The sequence below is a fragment of the Paenarthrobacter histidinolovorans genome (assembly GCF_014647595.1).
GTDB lineage: Bacteria > Actinomycetota > Actinomycetes > Actinomycetales > Micrococcaceae > Arthrobacter > Arthrobacter histidinolovorans.
In genome coordinates this window covers 46,462-69,333 of sequence record NZ_BMPM01000005.1, presented here as the reverse complement: position 1 = coordinate 69,333, position 22,872 = coordinate 46,462, and the positions used below count along the sequence as shown (strand labels likewise).

At 62.3% G+C, this 22,872-nt stretch carries 22 protein-coding genes; 7 read left to right on the top strand and 15 right to left on the bottom strand.

What is annotated here, in order from left to right; genetic code table 11:
• Window positions 1-1,240 precede the first annotated feature (1,240 nt).
• The gene (locus IEY62_RS12985; protein ID WP_189018487.1) at window positions 1,241-1,723 is read left to right on the top strand and encodes a hypothetical protein; all 483 of its coding nucleotides are present in this window, start codon (window positions 1,241-1,243) and stop codon (window positions 1,721-1,723) included.
• Window positions 1,724-1,816: 93 nt separating this feature from the next.
• Here the strand turns inward: IEY62_RS12985 and IEY62_RS12980 are convergent, their stop codons facing one another.
• The 10 genes from IEY62_RS12980 to opgC all read right to left on the bottom strand — a co-directional run bounded on the left by IEY62_RS12980 (window position 1,817) and on the right by opgC (window position 11,721).
• Window positions 1,817-2,383 carry a type 1 glutamine amidotransferase domain-containing protein gene (locus IEY62_RS12980; protein ID WP_189018484.1) on the bottom strand — a complete coding sequence of 189 codons (567 nt, stop codon included), beginning with the start codon at window positions 2,381-2,383 and terminating at the stop codon, window positions 1,817-1,819.
• A 243-nt stretch (window positions 2,384-2,626) separates the two neighbouring features.
• Window positions 2,627-3,424 (bottom strand): ABC transporter permease, encoded by a 798-nt coding sequence (locus IEY62_RS12975; RefSeq protein WP_189018482.1) that lies wholly within the window; start codon window positions 3,422-3,424, stop codon window positions 2,627-2,629.
• On the bottom strand, window positions 3,421-4,137 hold the full coding sequence (locus IEY62_RS12970; protein WP_189018480.1) for an ABC transporter ATP-binding protein: 717 nt from the start codon (window positions 4,135-4,137) through the stop codon (window positions 3,421-3,423). Before IEY62_RS12970 ends, IEY62_RS12975 begins: the two co-directional genes overlap by 4 nt.
• Window positions 4,138-4,166: 29 nt before the next feature.
• Window positions 4,167-4,934, bottom strand: coding sequence for a hypothetical protein (locus tag IEY62_RS12965; protein WP_189018478.1), 768 nt, complete (start codon window positions 4,932-4,934; stop codon window positions 4,167-4,169).
• Window positions 4,935-5,070: 136 nt separating this feature from the next.
• Window positions 5,071-5,724: a response regulator transcription factor gene (locus IEY62_RS12960; protein ID WP_189018476.1), complete on the bottom strand. Its 654-nt coding sequence runs from the start codon at window positions 5,722-5,724 to the stop codon at window positions 5,071-5,073.
• Complete coding sequence (locus tag IEY62_RS12955; RefSeq protein WP_189018474.1) at window positions 5,721-6,875, bottom strand: sensor histidine kinase; 1,155 nt, start codon at window positions 6,873-6,875, stop codon at window positions 5,721-5,723. Before IEY62_RS12955 ends, IEY62_RS12960 begins: the two co-directional genes overlap by 4 nt.
• 24 nt (window positions 6,876-6,899) lie before the next feature.
• Window positions 6,900-7,262, bottom strand: coding sequence for a hypothetical protein (locus tag IEY62_RS12950; protein ID WP_189018472.1), 363 nt, complete (start codon window positions 7,260-7,262; stop codon window positions 6,900-6,902).
• A complete protein-coding gene (locus IEY62_RS12945) occupies window positions 7,259-7,804 on the bottom strand; it encodes a hypothetical protein (RefSeq protein WP_189018470.1) in 546 nt (181 codons plus the stop codon). Before IEY62_RS12945 ends, IEY62_RS12950 begins: the two co-directional genes overlap by 4 nt.
• A gap of 2 nt (window positions 7,805-7,806) precedes the next feature.
• Window positions 7,807-9,162, bottom strand: a complete 1,356-nt coding sequence (locus tag IEY62_RS12940) for a uracil-xanthine permease family protein (RefSeq protein WP_189018468.1) — start codon at window positions 9,160-9,162, stop codon at window positions 7,807-7,809.
• Between the two features lie 81 nt (window positions 9,163-9,243).
• Window positions 9,244-11,721, bottom strand: a complete 2,478-nt coding sequence (gene opgC, locus IEY62_RS12935; RefSeq protein ID WP_189018466.1) for an OpgC domain-containing protein — start codon at window positions 11,719-11,721, stop codon at window positions 9,244-9,246.
• Between the two features lie 206 nt (window positions 11,722-11,927).
• Here opgC and IEY62_RS12930 point away from each other — a divergent pair, with 206 nt between their 5' ends.
• Window positions 11,928-12,533 carry a malonic semialdehyde reductase gene (locus IEY62_RS12930; protein ID WP_189018464.1) on the top strand — a complete coding sequence of 202 codons (606 nt, stop codon included), beginning with the start codon at window positions 11,928-11,930 and terminating at the stop codon, window positions 12,531-12,533.
• 334 nt (window positions 12,534-12,867) lie between these two features.
• The gene (locus IEY62_RS12925) at window positions 12,868-13,368 is read left to right on the top strand and encodes a 2'-5' RNA ligase family protein (RefSeq protein WP_189018462.1); all 501 of its coding nucleotides are present in this window, start codon (window positions 12,868-12,870) and stop codon (window positions 13,366-13,368) included.
• 114 nt (window positions 13,369-13,482) lie between these two features.
• On the opposite strand, the gene pgm is transcribed toward IEY62_RS12925, so the two are convergent.
• Window positions 13,483-15,153 carry a phosphoglucomutase (alpha-D-glucose-1,6-bisphosphate-dependent) gene (gene pgm, locus IEY62_RS12920; RefSeq protein ID WP_229785274.1) on the bottom strand — a complete coding sequence of 557 codons (1,671 nt, stop codon included), beginning with the start codon at window positions 15,151-15,153 and terminating at the stop codon, window positions 13,483-13,485.
• 253 nt (window positions 15,154-15,406) lie between these two features.
• On the opposite strand from pgm, the gene IEY62_RS12915 reads away from it, so the two are divergent.
• The gene (locus tag IEY62_RS12915; RefSeq protein WP_189018458.1) at window positions 15,407-16,030 is read left to right on the top strand and encodes a DUF4190 domain-containing protein; all 624 of its coding nucleotides are present in this window, start codon (window positions 15,407-15,409) and stop codon (window positions 16,028-16,030) included.
• A gap of 162 nt (window positions 16,031-16,192) precedes the next feature.
• Here IEY62_RS12915 and IEY62_RS12910 read toward each other — a convergent pair whose 3' ends face one another.
• The 3 genes from IEY62_RS12910 to IEY62_RS12900 are packed head-to-tail and all read right to left on the bottom strand — an operon-like array spanning window position 16,193 to window position 19,918.
• Window positions 16,193-17,692, bottom strand: a complete 1,500-nt coding sequence (locus IEY62_RS12910) for a peptide MFS transporter (RefSeq protein WP_189018456.1) — start codon at window positions 17,690-17,692, stop codon at window positions 16,193-16,195.
• 41 nt (window positions 17,693-17,733) lie between these two features.
• Window positions 17,734-19,182, bottom strand: coding sequence for an amidase (locus IEY62_RS12905; protein ID WP_189018454.1), 1,449 nt, complete (start codon window positions 19,180-19,182; stop codon window positions 17,734-17,736).
• Window positions 19,175-19,918 (bottom strand): Type 1 glutamine amidotransferase-like domain-containing protein, encoded by a 744-nt coding sequence (locus IEY62_RS12900; protein WP_189018452.1) that lies wholly within the window; start codon window positions 19,916-19,918, stop codon window positions 19,175-19,177. The genes IEY62_RS12905 and IEY62_RS12900 overlap by 8 nt, the downstream gene beginning before the upstream one ends.
• Before the next feature lie 153 nt (window positions 19,919-20,071).
• Here IEY62_RS12900 and IEY62_RS12895 point away from each other — a divergent pair, with 153 nt between their 5' ends.
• The 3 genes from IEY62_RS12895 (at window position 20,072) to IEY62_RS12885 (ending at window position 21,705) form a co-directional block, all read left to right on the top strand.
• Window positions 20,072-20,398 carry a rhodanese-like domain-containing protein gene (locus tag IEY62_RS12895; RefSeq protein WP_189018450.1) on the top strand — a complete coding sequence of 109 codons (327 nt, stop codon included), beginning with the start codon at window positions 20,072-20,074 and terminating at the stop codon, window positions 20,396-20,398.
• A gap of 37 nt (window positions 20,399-20,435) precedes the next feature.
• Window positions 20,436-21,368 carry a prephenate dehydratase gene (pheA, locus tag IEY62_RS12890; protein ID WP_189018448.1) on the top strand — a complete coding sequence of 311 codons (933 nt, stop codon included), beginning with the start codon at window positions 20,436-20,438 and terminating at the stop codon, window positions 21,366-21,368.
• Between the two features lie 106 nt (window positions 21,369-21,474).
• Window positions 21,475-21,705, top strand: coding sequence for a hypothetical protein (locus IEY62_RS12885; protein WP_189018446.1), 231 nt, complete (start codon window positions 21,475-21,477; stop codon window positions 21,703-21,705).
• Here the strand turns inward: IEY62_RS12885 and IEY62_RS12880 are convergent.
• Window positions 21,702-22,763 (bottom strand): diacylglycerol/lipid kinase family protein, encoded by a 1,062-nt coding sequence (locus IEY62_RS12880; protein WP_189018444.1) that lies wholly within the window; start codon window positions 22,761-22,763, stop codon window positions 21,702-21,704. The two genes, IEY62_RS12885 and IEY62_RS12880, sit on opposite strands and share 4 nt — an antisense overlap.
• Between the last annotated feature and the right edge of the window lie 109 nt (window positions 22,764-22,872).

Here is a 22,872-nt window from a genome sequence, read left to right as displayed (position 1 = left end):
CAAGCTTAAGTATCCGGGTCCACGATGGGTGCATGAGACCAGTGTGAAATACGGAAGACGGGACTGCAAAGACGAAACCGGTCCATCGCAGATGGGGTGGAGCGCCGTCCGGTAAAGGATCCCCTTGCGGGCACCTGCGCGGCATCAAGGACAGAATGAAGCCGCCAGCCAGCAATCAAATCCATGATGGGGGAGTGCGTCCCGCCCCTGCGGATCCCAATTCCAAAGGAAATGGGACACTAGTGACGGCGAAGGCATCTCTTCGGTGCTGTGGGTTTTGGCGCTGCTTTAATGAGCCAATGAACGAGTCGTCCGTAATGGATCCACTTCTCCTCGGCGCCGTGCCCTTGGAGTTTCGCGCGGATGCCAACGCAGCACTCCGTGCTCTGGCATGTCCACACCATCCAACTATGTCGCGACTCATCCAAGACACAAACGGCCGGTCTCCGTCCCCCATCAAAATTCACATCTCGGGTGAGTTGGTTCAAATCCCGTGCAGGACCTACTACGAGTGGCCGGAGGTTAGTCGCACTCAAAATCTGGGACCAGAGCAATTACTCATCCTTGCAGCTTGGATGTCCAGACACGGTGACGGACGAATCCGCCAAGCGGCTCTCCGGGATCTCCTCGAAGCGAATGCCTCGTGGACGATTCCATTCGTGGTCCAGCTCTGCGGTGAATACGTCATCGAAATCGGCAACGATCTAAAGCAGTTCTTTGGGACGACGCTAGCTGAGCGACCCGAACTCCAACAGGCCTATGTCCAATTCACCAAGGAAAATCCGGCATTCATAAGCCTGACAGTTCAAAGGGCGCTGAGCTACTGGAATGCCTATGATCGATGGCGATTTCACAGGGATCAGTACCCACAGATTGCAGCACTCAACAGTCTTAGGGCTCTGACTAACCCATTCCTTGTATCTTCAACTCGCCCAGAGCCGTGATCAGTGGTGCCCGTTTCCAGATCCGATGCCATGGATTCGGGCGTTCGGTAAAGGATCCCTCAACGGACATTGTGACTTGTGAGGGACACTGCTGGCGACAGAGCTTTCACTGCGTTGCTAGATTTTGGTCCTCCAATGGCGGTACAAACAATCTCCCCACGACAAACAATGAACATCTGTGTTGAATGGTGGCACTTTCGCAACGCTAATTGACGCACCGTGTGTTCGGTAAGCCCATCGGCCTGCGGGACGGCCCTCACCCGGGCAACAGGCGTAACGATGATTAGGGTGAGCCTATGAAAATCATTTCTGCCCCGGCAGACCTCGTCATCGCGAACAGCGACGGGATCAACGTACGTTTCGCGGGTATCAACCTGGATAGGGCACCCGGATACGTAGGAGAAAGGGCAGGTGAACAGAGTCTCCACCTGCACCTAAACGGTATCCGCGGCACCGAAACCCAACTTCGAGATAGCCAGTTCTTAAGAGACCTTCAGGATTGGTCTGAACGAGACAAGGATCTGGAAGTTTTTGGCCAGGAAGTACATCCTCCCCAGATGCCGAGTATCGCTGTCTTCGACCAGATAGGCATCCAACTCACTGACGATGTTGGTACCGGGTACCGACGTGCGGGCGGCAAGATGGCAGGTAGCGGCACAGAGTGGGATGCACTCTGGATATACACTCCCGCACCGCCACCCAATGCCCAAACGCTGCAAATTGAGTTCGTTGTAGTCGGTCAAATCACCGGAAAGCACTGCATCCTTAGCCTCGATTGAGAACTTGCCGCAGCCAGCAAAACGGCAAGTGCCGCCGTCGTACTTCTTGTGAAAGTACGACGGCGGCACTCGCCTTAAGGACGCTGGTGGCCGCTATGCGGTCTGGCCGGCGTGCTGGCCTTCCGAGATCTCTTCAACAACCTTGGCGTTGAACGCCGGGAGGTCGTCCGGGTTGCGGCTGGTGACCAGCCCCTGATCGCACACCACTTCTTCATCGCTCCAGTTGGCACCCGCGTTCTTCAGGTCCGTTTGGAGCGTGTGGTACGAGGTGACGTTGCGGCCCTTGATCACTCCGGCTTCGATGAGGATCCACGGTCCGTGGCAGATCGATGCCACTGGCTTGTGCTGCTCAAAGAAGGAGCGCGTGAAGTTCTGGGCGTCCTTGTCCACGCGGAGGTTGTCCGCGTTGACGACGCCGCCGGGCAGGACCAGTGCGTCGAAGTTGGATGCGTCGGCGTCCGCAACTGCGAGGTCGACGTCGAAGGTGTCACCCTTCTCCACGCCGTTGAAGCCCTGGAGCTTGCCTTTGTCGAGGGCTACCAGGGTGGGCTCGCCTCCGGCGTCCTTGATGGCTTGCCACGGGCTGGTGAGTTCCACCTGCTCCACGCCGTCTGTCAAAAGGAATGCGACCTTCTTGCCTGCGATGTTGTGTTCTGACATTGTTCCTCCTCTTGTTCGGCTGCTTTTTGGGCGTGTGCCGCTGCTGCGAGAGTTGTTTGTCTGACCTGTTCCAGCCTAGGGAAGGATGCGTTAGTAAGCAAGCTGATCAATTCGATAAGGTTGGTGAACATACGCGTAGCCGCACATATTCAGTCGCTGTGAGAACCGGCCTCGTACGTCGCTGAGCCAAGCCCGACGGCGGTCCCGCCTTAGTCTGAGGTGAGGACCGCCGTCGTGGTTCAGCTATCCGCGGGCGTCCCGCGTGCTGAACCTGAACCCTGCAAAACCCACGAGGCCTGCTGTCCAGGTGAAAGTTACTATCGCAGCGGTGAGAGTACCCAGGTCCGCAGCCGGGTAAGACGCCGTCACCAAGCCGGGATCGAACAGCAGGACCCCGGCCACGGTGGGCAGATAGGCAAAAGCCGGAGTCAGCAAGAGCAACATCAACGACAGTTGTGACACCACAATCAGCGCAAATAGCGGTATCAGCGTCTGCTTGAGCAAGATGCCCAGCGCGAACCCAATGAGGGCTATGGCATCCCAGAAAGCGATGGCACCAACCCAACGGAGAACGAGGCTTGCCGGAACGGTCCCGTTGACGACCGAAATTTCGCCGAGACCGGATTGGGACAGCAGGCTCAACAGCGGGATGGTCACCAGACCCAGCAGCGTGACGAACACCGTCAACGCAGTGCATTTTGCCACGTACAGGCGCTCGCGGTTCGGCGCGGCCACCAGGCTGGTCCGCAGTTGGCCCGACACGTACTCACTCGATGCGGAAATGACGCCGATAACAATGATTCCAATCAGTCCCAGCGCAACCCAGTCAAAGCCCACCGTCTCCGGACTCGCCCCTGGGGCCAGACCGGGGTCATTGGTTCGGAGCGCTTCCCCCACCGGACTCGCCTGGGACCACCCGACGAGGACGACGATGAGCCACGTCAGGGCTGCAGTGATCCACACGGACCTTAAAGTGACGAGTTTGGTGAGTTCGGCACGGAACAGACTGGGCTTTCGGGCAGTGTCCACGAGTGTAGTCATGCGGCGCTTCCCTTAGCTGCGTTGCCGGTCCAGTCAAAGTAGGCGGCCTCAAGGTCATGGTGACCGGCTACCAGATCATCGACGTTTCCGGACTGGACAATGCGGCCACCGGAAATGACGACGATATGGTCAGCGACGTGCTGGACCTCATTTATGAGATGGCTGGAAATAAGGACAGTCTTGCCGTTGGACGCGAGGGTTCTTAGAAGCCCCCGGATCCAGCGGATGCCTTCGGGATCCAAACCGTTGGTCGGCTCATCCAGAACAATAATGCGTGGATCGCCGAGGAGGGCCGCGGCGATCCCCAGCCGTTGACCCATCCCCAGCGAGTACGCTCCCACGCGCTTCCGGGCGGCGTCCGAAAGTCCGACGAGCTCCAGGACTTCACCGATCCTCGAATGCGGAATGCCATTGGATTGAGCCAGCCAGGTGAGATGGGCCTTGGCTGTGCGACCCTTGTGGGCTCCTGAGCCATCGAACTGAGCTCCAACGGTCCAGAGGGGGGCGATGAGGTCCCGGTAAGGCTTTCCTTCGATGAGCGCGGACCCGCTGTCCGCCCGGTCGAGGCCTAGAAGCAGACGGAAAGTGGTCGACTTGCCGGCCCCGTTCGGGCCGAGAAACGCGGTGACCTTCCCGGGCTCGGCCGTCAGTGAGACGTCGATGATTCCGTCCGACTGCCCGTATTTCTTGCTCAAACTCTTGATCTCGATCACTGTCTGATCTCCTCGGTAGTCGATGTCACTTAGCGGCGAACTGGTTGGCAGCGGAACAGAACAAGAGCAGCGATCAGCGCTGAGACCACCCACACCGCGAGGACCAATCCGCCCGTCGCAGGTCCCAAATTGCCCGGCGCAGAAGGTGGCAGTTGGTAGAGCTGGGCTCCCGCCTGATCCGGCAGGAACTTGGCCAGGGGCGTGATGTTCACCATGTAGGTGGAGACAATGAGGGCCATCGCCAAGACCGTGCCCATGGCCGCCAACCCGCTGCGAAGGACCACCGACAAGGCGTAGGTGAACAGGGCGATGAGTATCCAGTAAAGGACCACGCCCCAAAGGATTCCCGATGCCGCTTGTGGAGTTGCTGCTATCTGGCTGCTCTCGGCGGTGCAGTCGATAACCACGCAACGAATGCCTGCCGACCCAAATACGCTCAGGACAGCCGTGATGAAAACGGCAACGACAATCACGATCGCTTTGGCCGCCAACACGGCACTGCGCTGCGGGAGGCTGATCAAGGTGCTTCGAAGCGAGCCGCTGTCCGATTCCTGGTGCATCGACCACGCAGCAAGAAGGATGACCCCTATTTGTCCATAGTGAAGGACGACCAGAAAGGCCGTGCCTCCCTCAAGGCCAGCTGCTTCCTCCGGCCTCCCCGCTGCATGGGCGGCGTCGATCAGCTTGGTCAGTATCCAGGAAAGAAGCACCGTGAGCAGCACCGTTCCCGCCATGGTGTTGAGGCAAAGACGCAGTGTCAGGAGTTTGGTGGTCTCGGCCCTGACAGCGCGGGCCATGGTGGTTCTTAACCCCGGCCGCACATCAAGGGCCGCTCTGGAAGATACTGGCATAACTCAAGTCAATCCGGACCAGCATCGCTTGTCTGTCTGCAGGTGTTGACAGTCGTGGCACGCTCTTGGGCGGGGAAAGGCTTTAGATGGGCGTAGGACCCACAAGGCCGCCTTCGTAGGCGATGACAACAAGTTGGGCTCTGTCCCGCGCGTCCAGTTTCGTCAGGATTCTACTCACATAGGTCCGCACCGTGGTTCGCGTGAGAAACAGGGCTGCCGCGATCTCGTTGTTGGAGGCGCCTTGTCCGATGAGGGTCAAGGTTTCGCGTTCGCGGACTGTCAGCTCGCTGATGCGGTCGTGTGCGGCCGGGCGCAGGGTGAAGCGGTCTATGAGACGGCGGGTGATCTCCGGAGCCAGGAGGGCGTTACCTTCATGCGCGGTGCGGATTGCCTTGAGGATGTCGGGCAGCGGTGCGTTCTTCAGCAGGAACCCCGAGGCACCCTGGCGGAGTGCTTGGTAGACGTAGTCGTCCAGATCGAAGGTGGTCAGCATGACCAACCGGGTGCTGGATTTCCGGGAGGCCAGAATGCCTGCAGCTTCAAGGCCTGTCATCCGTGGCATTCGAACATCCATGAGCGCCACATCCGGTTGATGCTCCAAGATGGACTCCACGGCTTCCGCGCCGTCCGCAGCCACGGCGGACACCGTCATGTCCGGCTCGTCGTCGATCAAGAGGTGCAGTGACGTCCTGATGTGAGCATCGTCGTCTGCGATGAGCACACTGATTTCATTCATCGGGTGTGCGCCCTCCCCGCAGTTCCTGGCAGTGAAACAGCCACACGGTAACCATTGACGTCCCGTCCTGCTTCGAAGGTCCCGCCCAATAACTGAGCCCGTTCACGCATTCCTGTGAGTCCGTGACCGTTCTTGGAAGCCAAAGCCGCCCCCGGGCCGTCGTCGAGGATGTTGATTTTCAGGTCGCCGCCCTCCGTCCTGACAGTGATTCGGCAGGTTTCAGCCGCGGAATGCCGGATCACGTTTGTCAGGGCTTCCTGAATGATTCGATACGCGGTGGTTCGCTGCGCGGCCGGGAGATCGTGGGCACTTTCGTCGGCGTCGATCAGGACGGATATGCCTGCCCGTATGGCCGGCTGCGAGAGCTCCTGCACCAGTTCCGGAAGGCTTCCCGGCGGAGTGTCATCAGCCGCTTCAGTTCGTTCCTGGCGCATCAAGACCTGCAGTTGGCCCAGCGCATCACGGGCGTCGGACTCGATGCCCTGCAGCGCAGATCGCAGATCGTCGGTGGTGGACGACTTTACATGGGCCACGACACCGGCCCGCACCCCAATCCCTCCCAGGGCGTGGGACAGTACGTCGTGGATATCCCGCGCCAGCCGAAGCCGTTCCTGCGCCCGGGCATTGCGCTCGGTTTCGTAACGCATGCGTTGGGTGCGAATTCCCAAGACCCATGCGGCCCCGATGATGACGGCACCCAGGATGATGCCCCGGATGCTCGCTTCGGCGCCCTCCGCAGAGACCAGAAGCAAGGACGCAAACAGAAGAATTTCCAGCACGATCAGCCATGCAGGAAAAAGCCGCGTCCCGAATCGTTCCGCGGCAACGTACAGGCAGAGCCCTGTCACCAAAAAGGGATCCTCGGTCATTCCCAAGCTCCAGCCAACGGCCGTCACAACGCCGGTCCACGCGGCAGCTAGCCAGGGGAACCTTGACCGAAGGCAGAGCCCCAGGACAACAAGGCCCCCCAAAGCCAGTTGGAACAGCCTGCCCGGTGATTCCGGCGGAACAACGGTGATCCAAAGCCCTGCCACCACGATGATGCCGACCAGGCCGTTCAGCAGAACGGGAATGATCGTTTCCCGGACTACGGAGAGGCGAACGTTATCTGGATCAGCGCTTTGGGTCGTGCTCGGGTGTCGTTGCTTCATAGGCCATCTCATTTGTCAGTGCCGTCAGGGCTGGACTTTAACTGGCAACTCCACCAGGTACTCGCCCAGGAGACCTGAAGCGATAACCATGCGGTAGGTTGTGTGTCTTTCGATGGTCCTGCTGGCTTCCTCGGCAATCGAGTCGTCCACCACGAGTTGCCCGCACGAGGTGTCGAGCTTATAGGAGGTGCGGCTTCGGTTCTCATGGGAAATGACCACGTCCTCGGTGGTGCAGACTTTTTCAGCCCTGGGCCTCAGGAGCTTCTCCACTGCAGGGGCGCCGAAGGACAACGCTATGAGCACCGCGAGGCAGATAAGGTACGTTCGGACCGAAATCTGCGTCCGGGGCTTGCTGCCGTGTTCCTTTTCCGAGGGTTCTCGCTTCATCGTTTGCTCTCCATGAGCCGCGACACCAACTCCCCGTTGGCGCTATAAGTTTCAGCCCATCCCTTGCGTGTCGTTGCCCTGAATCCCAATCCTTCCTCGCTGAAGGAAGCCCAAGGATCTTCGTCATCATGGGGTCGCACGAGGACGCCGCTCGGTAGCGACACTGAAGTCAGGTTCCCCCCGATGCCCCGGAGGATGACTGCGCAACGATCGTGTGCAGGCCATTCGGTGACAACATCGTCGTAGTACACACATTCCAGGCTTGCCAGATAGCCGTCCTTGTCGAGAAGACAAAGCACAGACGACGGGATGCCGGCGGGTCGGCTGAGCTCCTCCAACTCCGTTGGGAGCAGGCGATATGCCGGTGTGGCAGGCGCTTTCGATCGATCGATGTGAAACTTGATCGACGGGCAACCACAAATGCAGTCCGGCTCGACTCCAAGAATGTGCATCGCTTGCTCTCTGAAGGCACCGACGCCCTCGAACTCGACGGAAAGAAACAGGTCGAGTACTTGCCGCTCAGCGTCGGTGATGCACCGCACCCCTACCTCCCCTTCTTCCCGCCCCGCTTCGCCGCAGCGTTCATCGCCGACTTCACCGCAGGCGGCAGCCCCGCCGTCTCGGTTTCCGGCTCGGCGACGGTCCCGCGCCAGCGGGCCAACCCCTTCATGCCGTGGTAGATCACCAATGCAGCAGCGGAGCCAAGGGCAATGCCCGTGAACTTCAGCTCACCTATGGTCCAGGTGTAGTCCGCGATGCCGATGATCAAAGCAACAGCAGCGGTGGTGAGGTTGATCGGGTTGGAGAAGTTGACCTTGTTCTGCACCCAGATCTTCACGCCGAGCACGCCGATCATGCCGTACAGCATGGTCGCGGCGCCGCCCAGCACACCGGCCGGGACGGTCGCGATCAGTTCGCCGAATTTCGGGGAGAAGCTCAGCAGGATGGCGAAGACACCGGCCACCCAGTAGGCCGCCGTCGAGTAGACCTTGGTGGCGGCCATGACGCCGATGTTCTCCGCGTACGTCGTGGTACCGGAACCGCCGCCGAACCCGGCAAGTACCGTCGCGGCGCCGTCGGCCATCAGCGCGCGGCCGGAGACGCCGTCGAGGTTCTGGCCGGTCATTGCGGCCACTGACTTCACGTGCCCCACGTTCTCAGCCACCAGCACCAGAACTACCGGGACAAACAGGCCCACAACGCCGATGTGGAATTCGGGCGTCTGGAAGAACGGCAGGCCAACCCAGGCTGCGGCGTCCATCTTTTCGTACGACACCTCGCCGCGCATCATCGCCACGAGGTAGCCCACAACCACGCCCACCAGGATGCTCAGGCGCCCCAGAATCCCGCGGAACAGGACAGAAACCAGGATGATCGTCACAAGCGTGATGAGCGCGGTGACGGGCGCGAGGTCGAAGTTCGCCTTTGCGGCCGGCGCCAGGTTCAGGCCGATCAGCGCCACAATCGCGCCGGTGACGATCGGCGGCATCAGCCGGTTGATCCACTCAGCGCCGAACTTCTGGACAACCGCACCAATAAGCGCCAGTACGACGCCGGCAAGCACCACGCCGCCCAGGGCGCCGGCGACGCCGTACTGCTGCTGGGACGCCATGATCGGGGCGATGAAAGCGAAGCTCGAACCCAGGTAGCTGGGTACCCGGCCCTTGGTGATGACCAGAAACAGCAGGGTGCCGATGCCGGAGAAGAACAGAGTGGTGGCGGGCGGCATGCCCGTGATGATCGGGACCAGGAAGGTCGCCCCGAACATCGCGACAACGTGCTGCATGCCGATGCCGATGGTCAGGGGCCAGGCGAGCCGCTCATCGGGTGCCACCACGTGGCCGGGGCGGATGGACTTGCCATTGCCGTGGAGCTTCCATTTGGTGCCGAGCATGCTCATGGCGGAGCCTTCCTCAGAAGAGTATTGGGATTCGGTGCAACATTACCGCCAAAGTGACCCCGCACGCCCCGTGATAGCCGCCTACCGCGGAACCAGCTTGAAAAGGAACTTCGTTTTCACCATGGTCCACAGAATCGCGAGCAACGCGAGGTACACGGCGGTGTTCAGCCAGAGGTTGCCGTCCCGCAGGACAGGGATGTTGGCGATGGCCACGATGAAGAAGACGTGCATGATGAACACGTACAGGGTGGCCTGGCCAAGAGGTATGAAGAACCAGCCCACGGCCCGTGACAGAGGCTTCCAAAAAGCACTCAACAGCGCGTAAAACGCGATGGTGATGAGGAAGACGTTGAGCAGCCGCCCAGGGCCCAGGTACGTCCGGCTGAAGAAGGTGTCATAAACGAACCGGAAGGTGGCGTCGGGGATGAGGGCCAGCCGTACGTCCAGCTGATTGGTCAAATAGGGGCCGCTCCAGGAAAAGAGCGCGCAGGCTGCAGCCAGAAAAACGCACGCCCCCAGAAGAACACGTTGACGGGGATTGGCGAACCAGTCGATGATCCGTTGGCGATGGAACCCCGCCGTCATGCCCAGGACGAACAGAACCTGCCATACGAGCAACGGAAACGAGTCCTCGAACTGCGAGGGAAGCAAGCGGAAACGGAAAACAGACCCCGCGATGTACAGGCCCAGGCTGAGGGTGAGCACCAGCCAGGTGAGCCCACGCGAGAGGGCCACCAGGATCAAGGGGCTGATCAACAACAGGACTACGTAGAGGCCCATGATGTTGAACTGCCACGGCCCAACCTGCAGCAACAGCAGGGCCGGAATCAGGCCTTGGGGGACCGGAAACTGCAGCAAGCCTTCCATCCCGGCGTAGAGGTCATAGGTTGTTCCAGCGGCTGAATGACCCGCGGCGCCCGTTCCTTGATCCGTGAAGGTGGTAACAGCCGCGGCGTTGATGAAAGGCAGCAGGCTCAGCCCATAAACAATCAGGACCACGGCCAGGGCGGTGAAGTAGAGCTTCCACGCGCGCTTGGTGGTTGCGTCCACCACATCGCCAAGCTCTGTGGCGATACGCGGCCCATAGACCATGCCCAGGACTACGCCGGAGAGCATCACGAACAGTTCCGCCCCGGAAACCACGCCAATTGTCTCCTGGCTCAGCAACTGGAAGACCGAGTTGATGCCCACGTGGTTGACCACCACGAAGACGATTGCCAGTCCACGAAGCATGTCGATTCTGGCGTCCCGTTTCCCCGAGCCTCCGTAGGACCACTTGTTGGGCGCGGCCCGTGACGAGAGGAGCCACAAGGCCGCGACGGCCACCAGGACAGTTCCGGCAGTCGCCCATGCTGCCCACCCCTGGATGACCGTGCCGGATTTCGCCTGCGGAGCTTCCAGCCCGGGAACGTCCTTCAGCCCCTTCTCGGTGACAGGACCGAGTGTCAGGCCTGAGGCGTCCAAAGAAGTCCGGAACGGTGCCGCCAGCGACGGGTTGGCAGTGGTCCGCCAGTCAATTGACACCTTGCTCTGATCGCGTGCGTCAGTGGTTTCGTTCCAGACCACTGCCCGCACGGCCCCGTTTTCGGGCTGCGCCGCCGAAGCAAACACCTGGTGCCACCACGTCTGCTTCACATCCATCTCGCTGGCGCCACCAGCGCCGGGGGAGTAGAACGCGCCGGTTTCGACCAGGAGGGACTTGTTCCGGGCCTGGACGTAGGTGGCATAGAAATTGTCAGTACCCGTGCCACCACTCGATGCGTGCAGCGAACCGTTGAACTCGTCAGCAGCGGGGAGGGTGTTGTGCGCAGCGCCGGCCCCTGTGGTGTCGTGATAAATGGACAGCCCTATCCAATCGACAACGTCATCGCCCGGGTAGTAGGGGTCAAACGCGGAGTCATCCAGGTCCCACGTGCCGTTTCCGTTGGTGTCCAACGAAGCGAGGGGCACGCCTTTGGGTGGCGTGGAGGTTGCCGCTTGGAATGGATAATCTTTCTCCGCCGTGGGCGACCACACCATCACAGGATCAGGCAGGTTGCCGCGAACGGCTGCAGCTACCCGGCTAAAAGCAGCCCGGTACGCTTCCGGCTCCTGGCCCCAATCCACCCAAGGGGCGTTCATTTCGGGCGCGAAACGGATGAAGACCTTCCCCCTGAAGCCGGCAGCCGCCGTCGTGATTTGTCGCGCAAAGGTACTGACGACGTCGTCGCTGATGTCCTTCAGGGCGATCCCGGGGCGGACGGTGAGCAGCGCGTGTGAGCCTTGATCGGCCACCTGGGCGAAGTAACCGGTGAGGTATTCCCGGCCGCCGTCGTCCAAGGGCAAGGACACGTTTTGTCCGTAAAGGGCTGCCGGGGCGCCGAGCCGCTGGGCATAGTCCGCGGCTGAGTCCTTGTCCCAGTTCAGCAAAGCACCGAAGAACTGTTTACCGTGGTCGTCGCTGGCGGGCTGCTGGTCAACTGAGCCCCAGGCCTGCGCGGACGGAAGAAGGAACGCCAGAAGCATCAGGATGGGAATTACCAGGGCCCGGCGACGGGCCGCTAGGGGAAAGGTAGGCATCAGGCCCCTTCTGGTGTCGTCATTCCCGCGGCTGAGGCGGCCGCGCAAAGCGCACGGCAGCCCACAAGCATGATGGTACCGACTTTCACCCTGTGCCCAACGTCACGCACCGTCACGGGAAGAGGACAGCGGAAGTTGAAGTTGCAACCATGGAAAGCAGAAGTGCCCGGCCGGCTCAGAGTCCGGGCCCAGCGAAAGGTTCACGAATGACGATCGCCCACGAAGAAGCAGTCATTGACGCCGCAGCAGTCGACGCCATTTTTGCCGAAGCCCGCACCGCCAACAGCTTCGCCGGTGAAGTCACCGAGGAGCAGGCCCGCGCCATCTACGAACTGACCAAGTTCGGCCCCACCGCCTTCAACTCGCAGCCGCTCCGCGTGACGTACGTCCGCTCCGACGAAGCCCGCGCCAAGCTGGTGGACACCCTCTCCAACGGCAACAAAGCCAAGACAGCCTCCGCTCCGCTCGTCGCCATCCTCTCCTACGACACCGACTGGCAGGGGCAGTGGGACAAGTTCCTGCCCGCCTACGGCGCGCCCAAGGCAATGTACGACGCCGATCCCGCTTTCGCCGCCGCCACAGGCAACAACAACGCCCACCTGCAGGCCGGTTACTTCATCCTTGCTGTGCGCTCCCTCGGTTTCGCTGCGGGCCCGATGACCGGTGCCGACTTCTCCGCGATCGACGCTGAGTTCTTCCCCGCCGGTGATCAGAAGAGCTTCCTGGTGGTCAACATCGGCCAGCCCGGCCCGGACGCCTGGGGCGAAGCCAAGCCCAAGTTCGCTTACGACGACGTCGTTCGCACCGTCTAAGGTCTCTGCAGCAGACGCCCGCTCACACTCCTGTGGGCGGGCGTTTTGCTTTGCCGGCACCCTGGACGCTCGATCAGGTTCCTCCGGTTTGGAATCAACGCTCCGACTCCGGGCTGGGTCCGCTGCCTCGATCTCGACGATCTGCCGTCCTGGTGACCCAACGGACGAGCAGTGTCACGGCCACGATCACCACGGCAGCTGCAAACAGTAGTACGAGCAGAACCAGAACGTGCCAGAACTCCAGCCTCATAATTTCCCCCAAATTTGAAATCGCCACTGGCTCGACTCCAGGGGATGTGGGAGAGGGTTGGGCGGTGGGTGGCAAACTATGCCTATGCGGAACCTCATCTGGGTAGCGTTCACTGAGCCCGTGCAACCGGGGCTCGTTTTTCCGCGCAGCGACTGGCCGCTTCACATCACGTTGTTAAGGTTCGACGTCGGCCCTGACGTGAGTGCCGACGTCGCCGATGTCCTTGCGGACCTGGCCGAAGCGTCGGTCAAGGGCGCGCTTGGTACGCGGCTCAGAGTGGGCGGAGAGGCTGGTTTCGGGCATATGGGGTCCATTCCGGTGAGCCTGATCGAGCACGATCCGCTGCTTCAAGGGCTGCACGAGGAAATCGTGGAGGCAGCAGTCGGCGTTGGAGCCAGGATTGCTACCCCGAACTACGTCTTGGACCATTACCGCCCACACATTTCGCACCACGACGGGAAGCGCCCAAAGTCCGGAGACACCGTCGTCCTTGACCAAGTAGCGCTGGTGGACATGGCCCCCGACGGCGACCACACCATCCGGAGGATCCTCCGGCTCTGGACCCAGGACACGCACAACGCCTGAAGACACGCACAACGCCTGAAGACACAGAAACGGGCTGAGGACACCTGAATTCAAGTGTCCTCAACCCGTTTGGGTGTCGCTAGCGATTTTGCCCGGAGTCAGCGAGGGTAGGGCCTACGCGATGACCCCGTCCACCAGCGCCTTGGCCTCTTCCTGGACCTGCTTCAGGTGGTCGGCGCCCTTGAAGGACTCAGCGTAGATCTTGTAGACGTCCTCGGTGCCGGACGGGCGCGCCGCGAACCAGGCGTTCTCCGTGACAACCTTCAGCCCACCGATCGAAGCGCCGTTGCCCGGAGCCTCGGTGAGCTTGGCAGTGATTTCCTCGCCGGCAAGGGAGGTAGCGGTGACATCCGCAGCGGAGAGCTTGCCCAGCTTGGACTTCTGCTCACGGGTGGCAGCGGCGTCGATGCGGGCGTAGACGGGTGCGCCGAACTGGTCGGTGAGGCCCTTGTACAACTGTGACGGAGACTTACCCGTAACAGCGGTGATCTCCGACGCCAGCAACGCCAGCAGGATGCCGTCCTTATCCGTGGTCCATACGCTGCCATCAAGCTTGTTGAACGAAGCTCCGGCTGACTCTTCGCCACCGAAAGCACCTTCGCCAGAGAGCAGCCCAGGCACGAACCACTTGAAGCCGACAGGAACTTCAACCAGTTTGCGGCCGAGCCCGGCGGCAACGCGGTCGATGATCGAGGAAGACACCAACGTCTTGCCGACTACGGAGTTCGGGTTCCAGCCGCTGCGGTTGCGGTACAGGTAGTCGATGGCGACGGCGAGGTAGTGGTTCGGGTTCATCAATCCACCGTCGGGTGTAACGATGCCGTGGCGATCGGCGTCGGCGTCGTTTCCCGTGGCGATATCAAAGGCGGAGCCCGCACCCGAGGAGCCGGTTGAATCGGACATCCGCTTGATCAGCGACGCCATGGCCGACGGCGATGAGCAGTCCATGCGGATCTTCTCGTCCCAGTCGAGGGTCATGAACGCCCACTGCGGATCCACGGTGGGGTTGACCACGGTGAGGTTGAGCTGGTGGCGCTCGCCGATTTCGCCCCAGTAATCCACGGACGCGCCGCCCATGGGGTCGGCACCGATCCGGACCCCGGCCTCACGGATGGCGTTGAGGTTCAGCACTGACGGCAGATCGTCCACGTAGCTGCTGAGGAAGTCGAACTTGCCGGTGGTCTCGGCGGCCAGGGCGTCATTCAGCGGCATTCGCTTGACGCCGCGGAGCCCGTTCTCGAGCAGCTGGTTGGCGCGGTCGGCGATCCAACCGGTGGCGTCCGTGTCGGCCGGGCCGCCGTGTGGAGGGTTGTACTTGAAGCCGCCGTCGCCGGGAGGGTTATGGCTGGGCGTGACAACAATGCCGTCGGCCTGGGGCGTACCCGCGCCGGCTTCCCTGTTGTATTTGAGGATTGCGTGGCTCAGCGCAGGAGTGGGTGTGTAGCCGTGGCGCGCGTCCACCAGGACGGTGACGCCGTTGGCGGCCAGCACTTCGAGTGCTGAGTTCTGCGCCGGCTCGCTCAAGGCATGCGTGTCGCGGCCGATGAACAGCGGCCCGGTGATGCCCTGGCGGCCACGGTATTCAACGATTGCTTGGGTGATCGCAAGGATATGCGGCTCGTTGAAGGAAGCCTTCAAACTGGATCCACGGTGCCCCGACGTTCCAAACGCCACGCGCTGCGCGGGATCGCCCAAGTCCGGAGCTACGTCGAAATACGCGTCCAGCAGGGCTGTGATGTCAACAAGGTCCTGGGGAAGGGCAACTGTGCCCGCTCGGCTAGCCATGGGGTCCAGCATGCCAGACCGAGGGGGCTGCTGACACGAAATGTCCGTGATCCGGCCCCTGTGACGCCGAATGGCGCACTTCTTTGGACGATATCTCCCGGGATCGCCCAAAGGTTCACTCCGCGTTTACCATCAGTGTCCTTAGTGGCGGCCTCCCACGTGCAACGGCCGGCCGCCACAATGCGCGCCACCTTATATGCGGCCCCGGACGGCGGTAGTGTTGGGATCAAAGACCACATTCAGGGGGATTCCTATGTCAGATCAGCCATCCAAGGGTAACGAGGATAAGCCGGCCGGCTACGAGCCGCCGCAGTACGTTCCTCCGGCGCAGTTCAGCGCTCCCGAGCAGAACCCGCCGGCCCCGGGCGTTCCCGTCCCGCCGTCGTTCGAACCGCCTACGCAGTCATTCGACCAGGGCAACGCCACCCAGCCGCTCCCGCCGTACGAGCAGAACGCCTACGGCCAGCCCGCCGGCCAGGACGCCTACACCCCGGGCGACTACAGCCAGCAGCCTGCCTCGCCTTACGGCCAGCCGCCGAGCCCGTACCAGCAGCAGGCTTTCGGCCAGCAGCCCTACGGCCAGCCGCAGTCGCCGTATGGCCAGCCTGCTTACTACGCCATGCCCACCCAGCCCAAGGGCCTGAGCATTGCCAGCATGGTGTGCGGTATCGCCGTCTACATTGGCTTCGGATTCGTCATCCTCCCGCAGATTGCGGCCGTGATTCTGGGCCACCTCGCATTGAAGCGCGAACCCGCTGGCAAGGGCATGGCAATCGCCGGCTTGGTGATGGGCTACCTCGGCATCGCGCTGACGGTGGTGATTGGCATCATCTTCTTTGCCGCGATCGGTGCCTCCACCAGCAAGTACAACTACTAAGAAACGCTCGACGGCGCCCCTTGCGTCAGGTGGGAAACCTGCCTGACGCAAGGGGCGCCGTCGTTGGCTGCGCCACCCAAATTCGCCAGCGACACAGAAACGGACCAGCGCTGCCCGGATGTGGGCGGCGCCGGTCCGTTTGCGTGTCGCTGGGCGAAAGTCCTAGCGTACGCCGCCCATCAGCTTCTTGATCGCCGGTGAAGCAGCAGCCAAGCCAACGGCCAGGACAACTGCCACGCCGCCAATGCCAAGGAAGTAGGGGAGCTCGTTGTCAGGGTTGTACAGCCCGGCGAGGATACCGGCCAGGGTAGTTCCGAGCGAGACTGACAGGAAGAACAGCGCCACCATCTGCGTGTGGAAGGCCTGCGGGGCGAGCTTGGTGCTCACGGACAGGCCGATGGGGGACAGGAAAAGCTCCGCCAGAGTGAACAGGAACAGGATCCCCACCATTGCCAGGAGCGGCGTCTTGCCTTCACCGGCAAGCGGGATGAACGCCAGGAACGCGATGCCCATGATGAGCAGGCCCGCGGAGAATTTCAACGGCGAACTCGGTTGCCGGGAGCCCAGCTTGGTCCACAACGCGGCCATCACGCCCGCGAAAATGATGATGAAGACGGGATTGATGGACTGGACCCAAGCGGCAGGCATCTCCCAGCCGAACAGATTCCGGTCCAGCTTCTCCTGCGAGTACACGGCGATGAACGTGAACTGCTGCTGGAACAGTGCCCAGAAGGCAGCCGATGCGATGTACAGCGGGATGAACGCGATCACGCGCTTGCGCTCCACGCCAGTCACCAGGGGGCTGCGGAAAATGAGGAACAGGTAGATCACCGAAGCAGCGATGGCGGCATAGGCCATGCTCCGGGCGAGGTTGTTGGCGTTGACGATGCCCGTGCCCAGCAAGACGCCGATAGTCACCAGGATGCCCAGGAAAATGAGCCCGTATCGAGTCCGGTCCTTGGCCGGGAGCGGGTTGGGAACGCGGTGTGCTTCCTCGGGGAGCCTCTTGCGGCCCAACGAGTACACGACCAGGCCGATCGCCATTCCAACGGCCGCTGCGCCGAAGCCGACATGGAAGCCGAAGCTGGTCTGCAGGAAACCGGTGACCAGGGGGCCGATGAGTCCGCCGATGTTGATGCCCATGTAGAAAATGGAGAAACCGGCGTCGCGGCGTTCATCCTTTTCGCCGTACAGGCTGCCAACCAGGGCAGTCGCGTTGGCTTTCAGGCCGCCGGAACCGATGCCAACCAGGACCAGGCCCGCAATGAGGCCCGGAATTCCGGGCAGGAGTGCCAGGGCGATGTGGCCGGCCATGATCATGATGGCTGAGCCGAAGAGGACCTTTTCGGAGCCGAAGAGACGGTCGGCGAGCCAGGCACCGAGGATTGTTGACAGGTAAACGCCGCCACCGTACGCGCCCACCAAACCAGCAGCGAGGCCCTGGTCGATGGAGAGACCGCCCTGTTCGGCGGTGAAGTACATGTAGTAGAGCAGGATTCCCTGCATGCCGTAGAAGGAGAATCGCTCCCACATTTCCACGGAGAAGAGGCTGGCCAACATCTTTGGGTGGCCGAAGAACGACGTATCGCCCGCTGGCTTTGCGGACTCAGCCGTGGTTTGGGGTGTGCTCATTTTCTTAATGCTGGCACTGACTGCGGGCATTGTCACATCGATGAATGCCCCAGGCAACCACCTTCCGTATGTTAGACAGGCGTTGCCGAGGCCTCCAGGGAGCGCGCAAGCTGCAGGAGTTTCAGCTCGGAACCTGCCGGACCAATGAGTTGAATACCCATGGGCAGTCCCGTCGTCGTCGTATGAACGGGAATGCTGATGGCGGGCAGCCCGCACACATTCACCATCGATGACCACGGTGCGTACTGGCATTGCCGTTTGTAGTCCTCATCCGCGTCGCCCGCCCACTCGCTCGGCCAAGGTTCGCCGCTGTGGCCGCCGCCCGTGAACCACCCGATGGGCCGCGGCGTTTGCGCCAGTGTTGGCATCAGGATGAGGTCCCACTCGGCATACTGCGCAATGGTGTCGTGCTCAAACTGCCGCAGGAAACCCAGGGCCTCGCTGACTTTGGAAGCACTGCGCTGTTGCGCCCGGCGCCTGAACGTCCGGGTCAGGGGCGTCAGCAAAGGCTCGCGCTGGGGTGCTATCCGGGCACTACCGACGCCGGCAGTCCAGGCAGCGGTGAACGCTTCCGGGTAGCGGTTGTCGTACCGGATTTCCGCTTCGCCCACGCTGTGGCCGGCCTCTTCCAGCAGCTTCACGCCCTGATCCAGGGCATCCCGCGCTTCCCTTTCGATCTCGAAGGGGTAGATCCCGGCCCACGGACTGTCCAGGCTGATGCCAATCCTCAGGGAACCCGGTGCCCGTCCGACATTGGCGAGGAAGCCGCCGTCGGGCGCTTGTTCCCGGGGGACCAGCGCATCCATGAGCAGCGCCGCGTCCGAGGCGTTCCGGGCGAGTGGTCCGGCGACCACCAGCTTGGCCGCATCCCCGGCACCCGCGCCGGCAGGGACCAAGCCCCGCCCTGGCTTCAGCCCGAGCAGTCCGCAGGCGCCAGCCGGAATCCGGATGGACCCGCCGCCGTCGGTCCCGGGTGCGAAAGGGACAAGTCCCGCAGCCACCGCGGCAGCGCTGCCTCCCGACGAACCGCCGGAGCTTCGCCCCGGTGCATGCGGATTGCGCGACGGCGGCGCGACCCGGTTTTCGCTGTAGGCCGTCAACCCGAATTCCGGCACCTGGGTCTTGCCAAGCGAAATGACGCCCTGACGCTTCAAGGTGGCCGCAAGGGCTCCGTCCTCCGGGGCCGGTTTGTGTTCCAACGCGGCGCTGCCGTGAGTGGTTGGGACGCCGGCTACGTCGGTGAGGTCCTTGAAGGCGGTGGGCAGGCCGTGCAGCAGGGGCAACTCTTCCAAGCGTCCTTCCCGGGCCAGCCGGGCATGCAGGGCGTCGGCGGCCTTGGCATCGAGGAAGGCTTGCCCGGCGGTAACAGTGACAAAGGCGCCAAGGTGCTGGTTGCGTTGCTCGATCACGGACAAGAAGTGGGCCGCTGCCTCCCGGGCGGAGAGTTCCCCTGCGGCGAGGGCGTCGCGGAACTGGACCGCGGTCAGCCGGGAAAGGTCCTGCGTTGACGGGTCATCCAAGGAAACGCGACTCCAACCGTTCCTCCACAGCCACGGCGTCCACGCTCTCGCCGGCACCCGCAGTCACTCGGAACGCGGCCTTGTTCTTGATTTCGGACACCACCTCCACAAGGTCCGTGCCCCGGTAAACCAGCCCCACGCCGTCGTCCGTGCAGTGCGTCTCGCCCAGCGTGCCGTTGGCCACGAGCTTGTGGATTGCGGGCGCGCGGCGGGCCTCGGAATCGTAATGGACCCCGTTGCCATAGGGAAGGAAGCCCAGCGAGTTGGTGACGGGCTGCAACTCAGGACCAAAGGAATCCGTCACACCGCCCTGATACCAACAGATGGAGCCTGCAGAAACGCCCGCCAGCACCACACCGCCTTCCCACGCCTTCCGCAGGATCCGGTCCAGTCCGTGGGCCCGCCAAACGGCCAGCAGGTTCACCACCGAGCCGCCATTGACCCACACCACGTCCTGCTCCAGCAGATGGGCCTCCGGATCTTCGATGTTGGGCATCGTGAAGAGATTAAGGTGGCTGAAGTCGAACCCGGCGATGCGCGCAGCCTGGTCCATCTCAGCGGCCCACCACCGCTGATCACCGGACGCCGTACCGATATGTGTCACCCGGGGCGCGCGGCCCGCTACGCCGGACAGTTCCACTGCGTAGTGCATCAGGTGGTTGAACTCGATCCTGGTCCGCTCACCCGGCTTGTACCCGCCGGAGGTGGCCAAAATCGTGGGTTGCCCAGCAGACATGGGTTGCTCCTAGTAGCCGGTTACGAGGGATTGCTTGGGAACCAGTCTTAACGCCAAGGCCACTGCGCGCAAGCGAAGCCGTCCGCCACGTTACGGCGTCAAGCTCCGGGGACTAGGCTGGATGCTGACCTTAAACGATGGGAAGGATCCACCATGAGCGACTTCGATACCGTGCCAGTGGGCGACATTCCGGCCGACGCCAGCATCCTGGATGTTCGTGAAGACTACGAGTGGGTTGCCGGGCACGCCGAAGGTGCACGCCACATCCCCATGGACCAGTTGCCTGCACGCTTGGACGAACTGGACCCGGACGAGGACCTCTTTGTCATCTGCCGCACCGGTGGCCGGTCCTTCCGCGCAGTCCAGTGGCTGGTGGGACAGGGCTATTCGGCCGTGAATGTGGCCGGAGGCATGGACATGTGGTTCGAAGCCGGCAAGCCGATGGTCTCCGACAACGGCCTCAAGCCGGTTGTCCTGTAGCCCACCGTCCACGTATATAACCGACAAGGAATACTCAATGTCAGCAGCTACCTACACCTTCCTGGGACCCGAAGGCACGTTCACTGAAGCGGCCCTCCTGCAGGTTCCGGGTGCTGCTGACGCCCAACGGGTTCCCTGCACCAACGTCAATACGGCACTCGAACGGGTGCGCCGGGGTGAAGCGGACGCGGCCATGGTTCCCATCGAAAATTCGGTGGAGGGCGGGGTTACTGCCACGCTGGACGCGATCGCCACGGGACAGGAACTCCGGATCGTCCGCGAGGCCCTTGTTCCCATTACCTTCGTGCTCGTGGCGAGGCCCGGCGTCGGGCTTTCCGACATCAAGCGCATCTCCACGCACGGGCACGCCTGGGCGCAATGCCGGCTCTGGGTGGACGCGAACCTGCCTGGAGTCGACTACATGCCGGGGTCTTCCACAGCGGCAGCAGCGATGGGGCTTCTGGACGAGGATGCGCCCTACGAAGCGGCCATCTGCGGACCACTGGTTGCTGCCGGACAGTCGGGGCTCAACGTTCTGGCCGAGGATATCGGGGACGTACCCGACGCCGTGACGCGGTTCATCCTGGTGGGCCGGCCGGGAGCTTTGCCGGAACGGACCGGTGCCGACAAGACCACCGTTGTTGTGCCGCTGCCCGAGGACCACCCCGGTGCCCTCATGGAAATCCTGGACCAGTTCGCTTCGCGCGGCGTGAACCTTAGCCGCATCGAATCGCGGCCCACCGGACAGTACCTTGGCCACTATTTCTTCAGCATCGACGCCGACGGACACGCAGCCGATTCCCGGGTGGCCGATGCCTTGGCCGGCCTGCACCGCATCAGCCCGGCGACACGCTTCCTCGGTTCATATGCCCGGGCGGACATGCAGCCTGCCGTGGTGGCCCCGCATACTTCGGACGCTGCCTTCGCGTCCGCGCACGCCTGGGTCGACTCGATCCTTAAGGGCCAGTAAGCGTAGTCCACAAGGCGCAGTCAGCGCCCTTTCCCCTCGGCGTAACTGTGCGTATGCTTGCTTGATCCACAAACGATGGATGAATGCGTCAACGAAAGGAGCGGTCATGTCTGTTCACCGGGATGACAAAGACGGCCAGGGCATGATCGTCAATCCGAAGCCCAAAGGCGAAAACCAGGACGACTGGAATGGCGATGAAGCCGATCGGGCAGACCGGCTCCGCTTTGAAGAAGAACAAGCAATGATCAAGGAGCAGGCCGAGGCCCGCGCGGCCGCAAAAGCCGCCACCGAGGAAGCTGAAGCAAACGCCGCCCAGCCGGACGCCGGTTCGGTTTAGGCGGACTTCGCCTTCGGCACCCGCACCAGCAGGGAAGCCGGGGCCACCTGAACGGTGACAGTCGTCGCTTCACCTGACGGGTCGCCGTCGAGCTGCGTGGCCATGGGTTCCTGGCTGCGGATCACCACTTTCCCGGACCGGTAGAAGCTCATCATGGGCAGGTTCCGGTTGTGCTTGAACAGGACCTTTGTGTACATGGCGAGCCACCCGAAGGCACTGCGGGGGCTCATCACCACGATGTCCAGCATGCCGTCGTCGATCATGGCCTGCGGGATGAAGTCGATGCCTCCAGGGATCAAGCCGCAGTTGGCAAACAGGACACTGCGGATTTTGCGCGCCTGCTCCGGCTCATCGTCCATGGTGATGGTGACGCGTTTTCGGCGGCCGGGCAAGTGCCGGACGCCCGCCTCCGTGTAGGCGAGCCAGCCGACGCTTTTCTTGAGGTCCTCTTTGGTGTCACCAACAACCTCGGCGTCCAGGCCCATGCCTGCGATGACCAGGAAGGTGTGCTCTCCGCTGGTCCCCGTGATGTCGTTCTCGATCCCCATGGTGGCGGTGTCGATGTAGCGCTGGTGGCCAAACAACGCTGTCTGGATGCACTCGGCAAGGTTCGTGACGTCCAGGTCCACGTTCCGTGCCAGCAGATTTCCCGTGCCCAACGGGACCAGGCCCATGGCGACGTTCTTATGCGCCAGCGACTCGGCCACGACGCGTACGGTACCGTCGCCGCCGCACGCCAGAACGACGTCGGCCCCGTGCGCCAAAGCCTGGCGCGACTGACCGTAACCGGGATCCTCCACTGTGGTTTCAAAGAATTTTGGAGCGTCCCAACCGGCGAGGTCGCAAGCGTCAATGATTGCCTGGCGGGCCAATGCCGCGTTGTTCTTCACGGGGTTGAGGATCACGGCGACCTTCTGGTCTCCCGGGCCCGGCTTGTGCGCTTCCTCCCGCACGGCGCTCCGGATGTGCCTGGCTTTAAGCCTGCGCACGCCCCACCAGCTCGAGACGGCAAAAGCCACGCCCCCAGCGAGAATCACGTACAGGATCCAGTCGTTCATCGTGCTCCAACACTATCCTCATGGACAGCCCTCACTTTGCCGCGTCCGGGCGACTGCCGGCTTTTGGCCGCGCGGACCGGAAATCCGTGGCTGATTCGATACTCTTGTG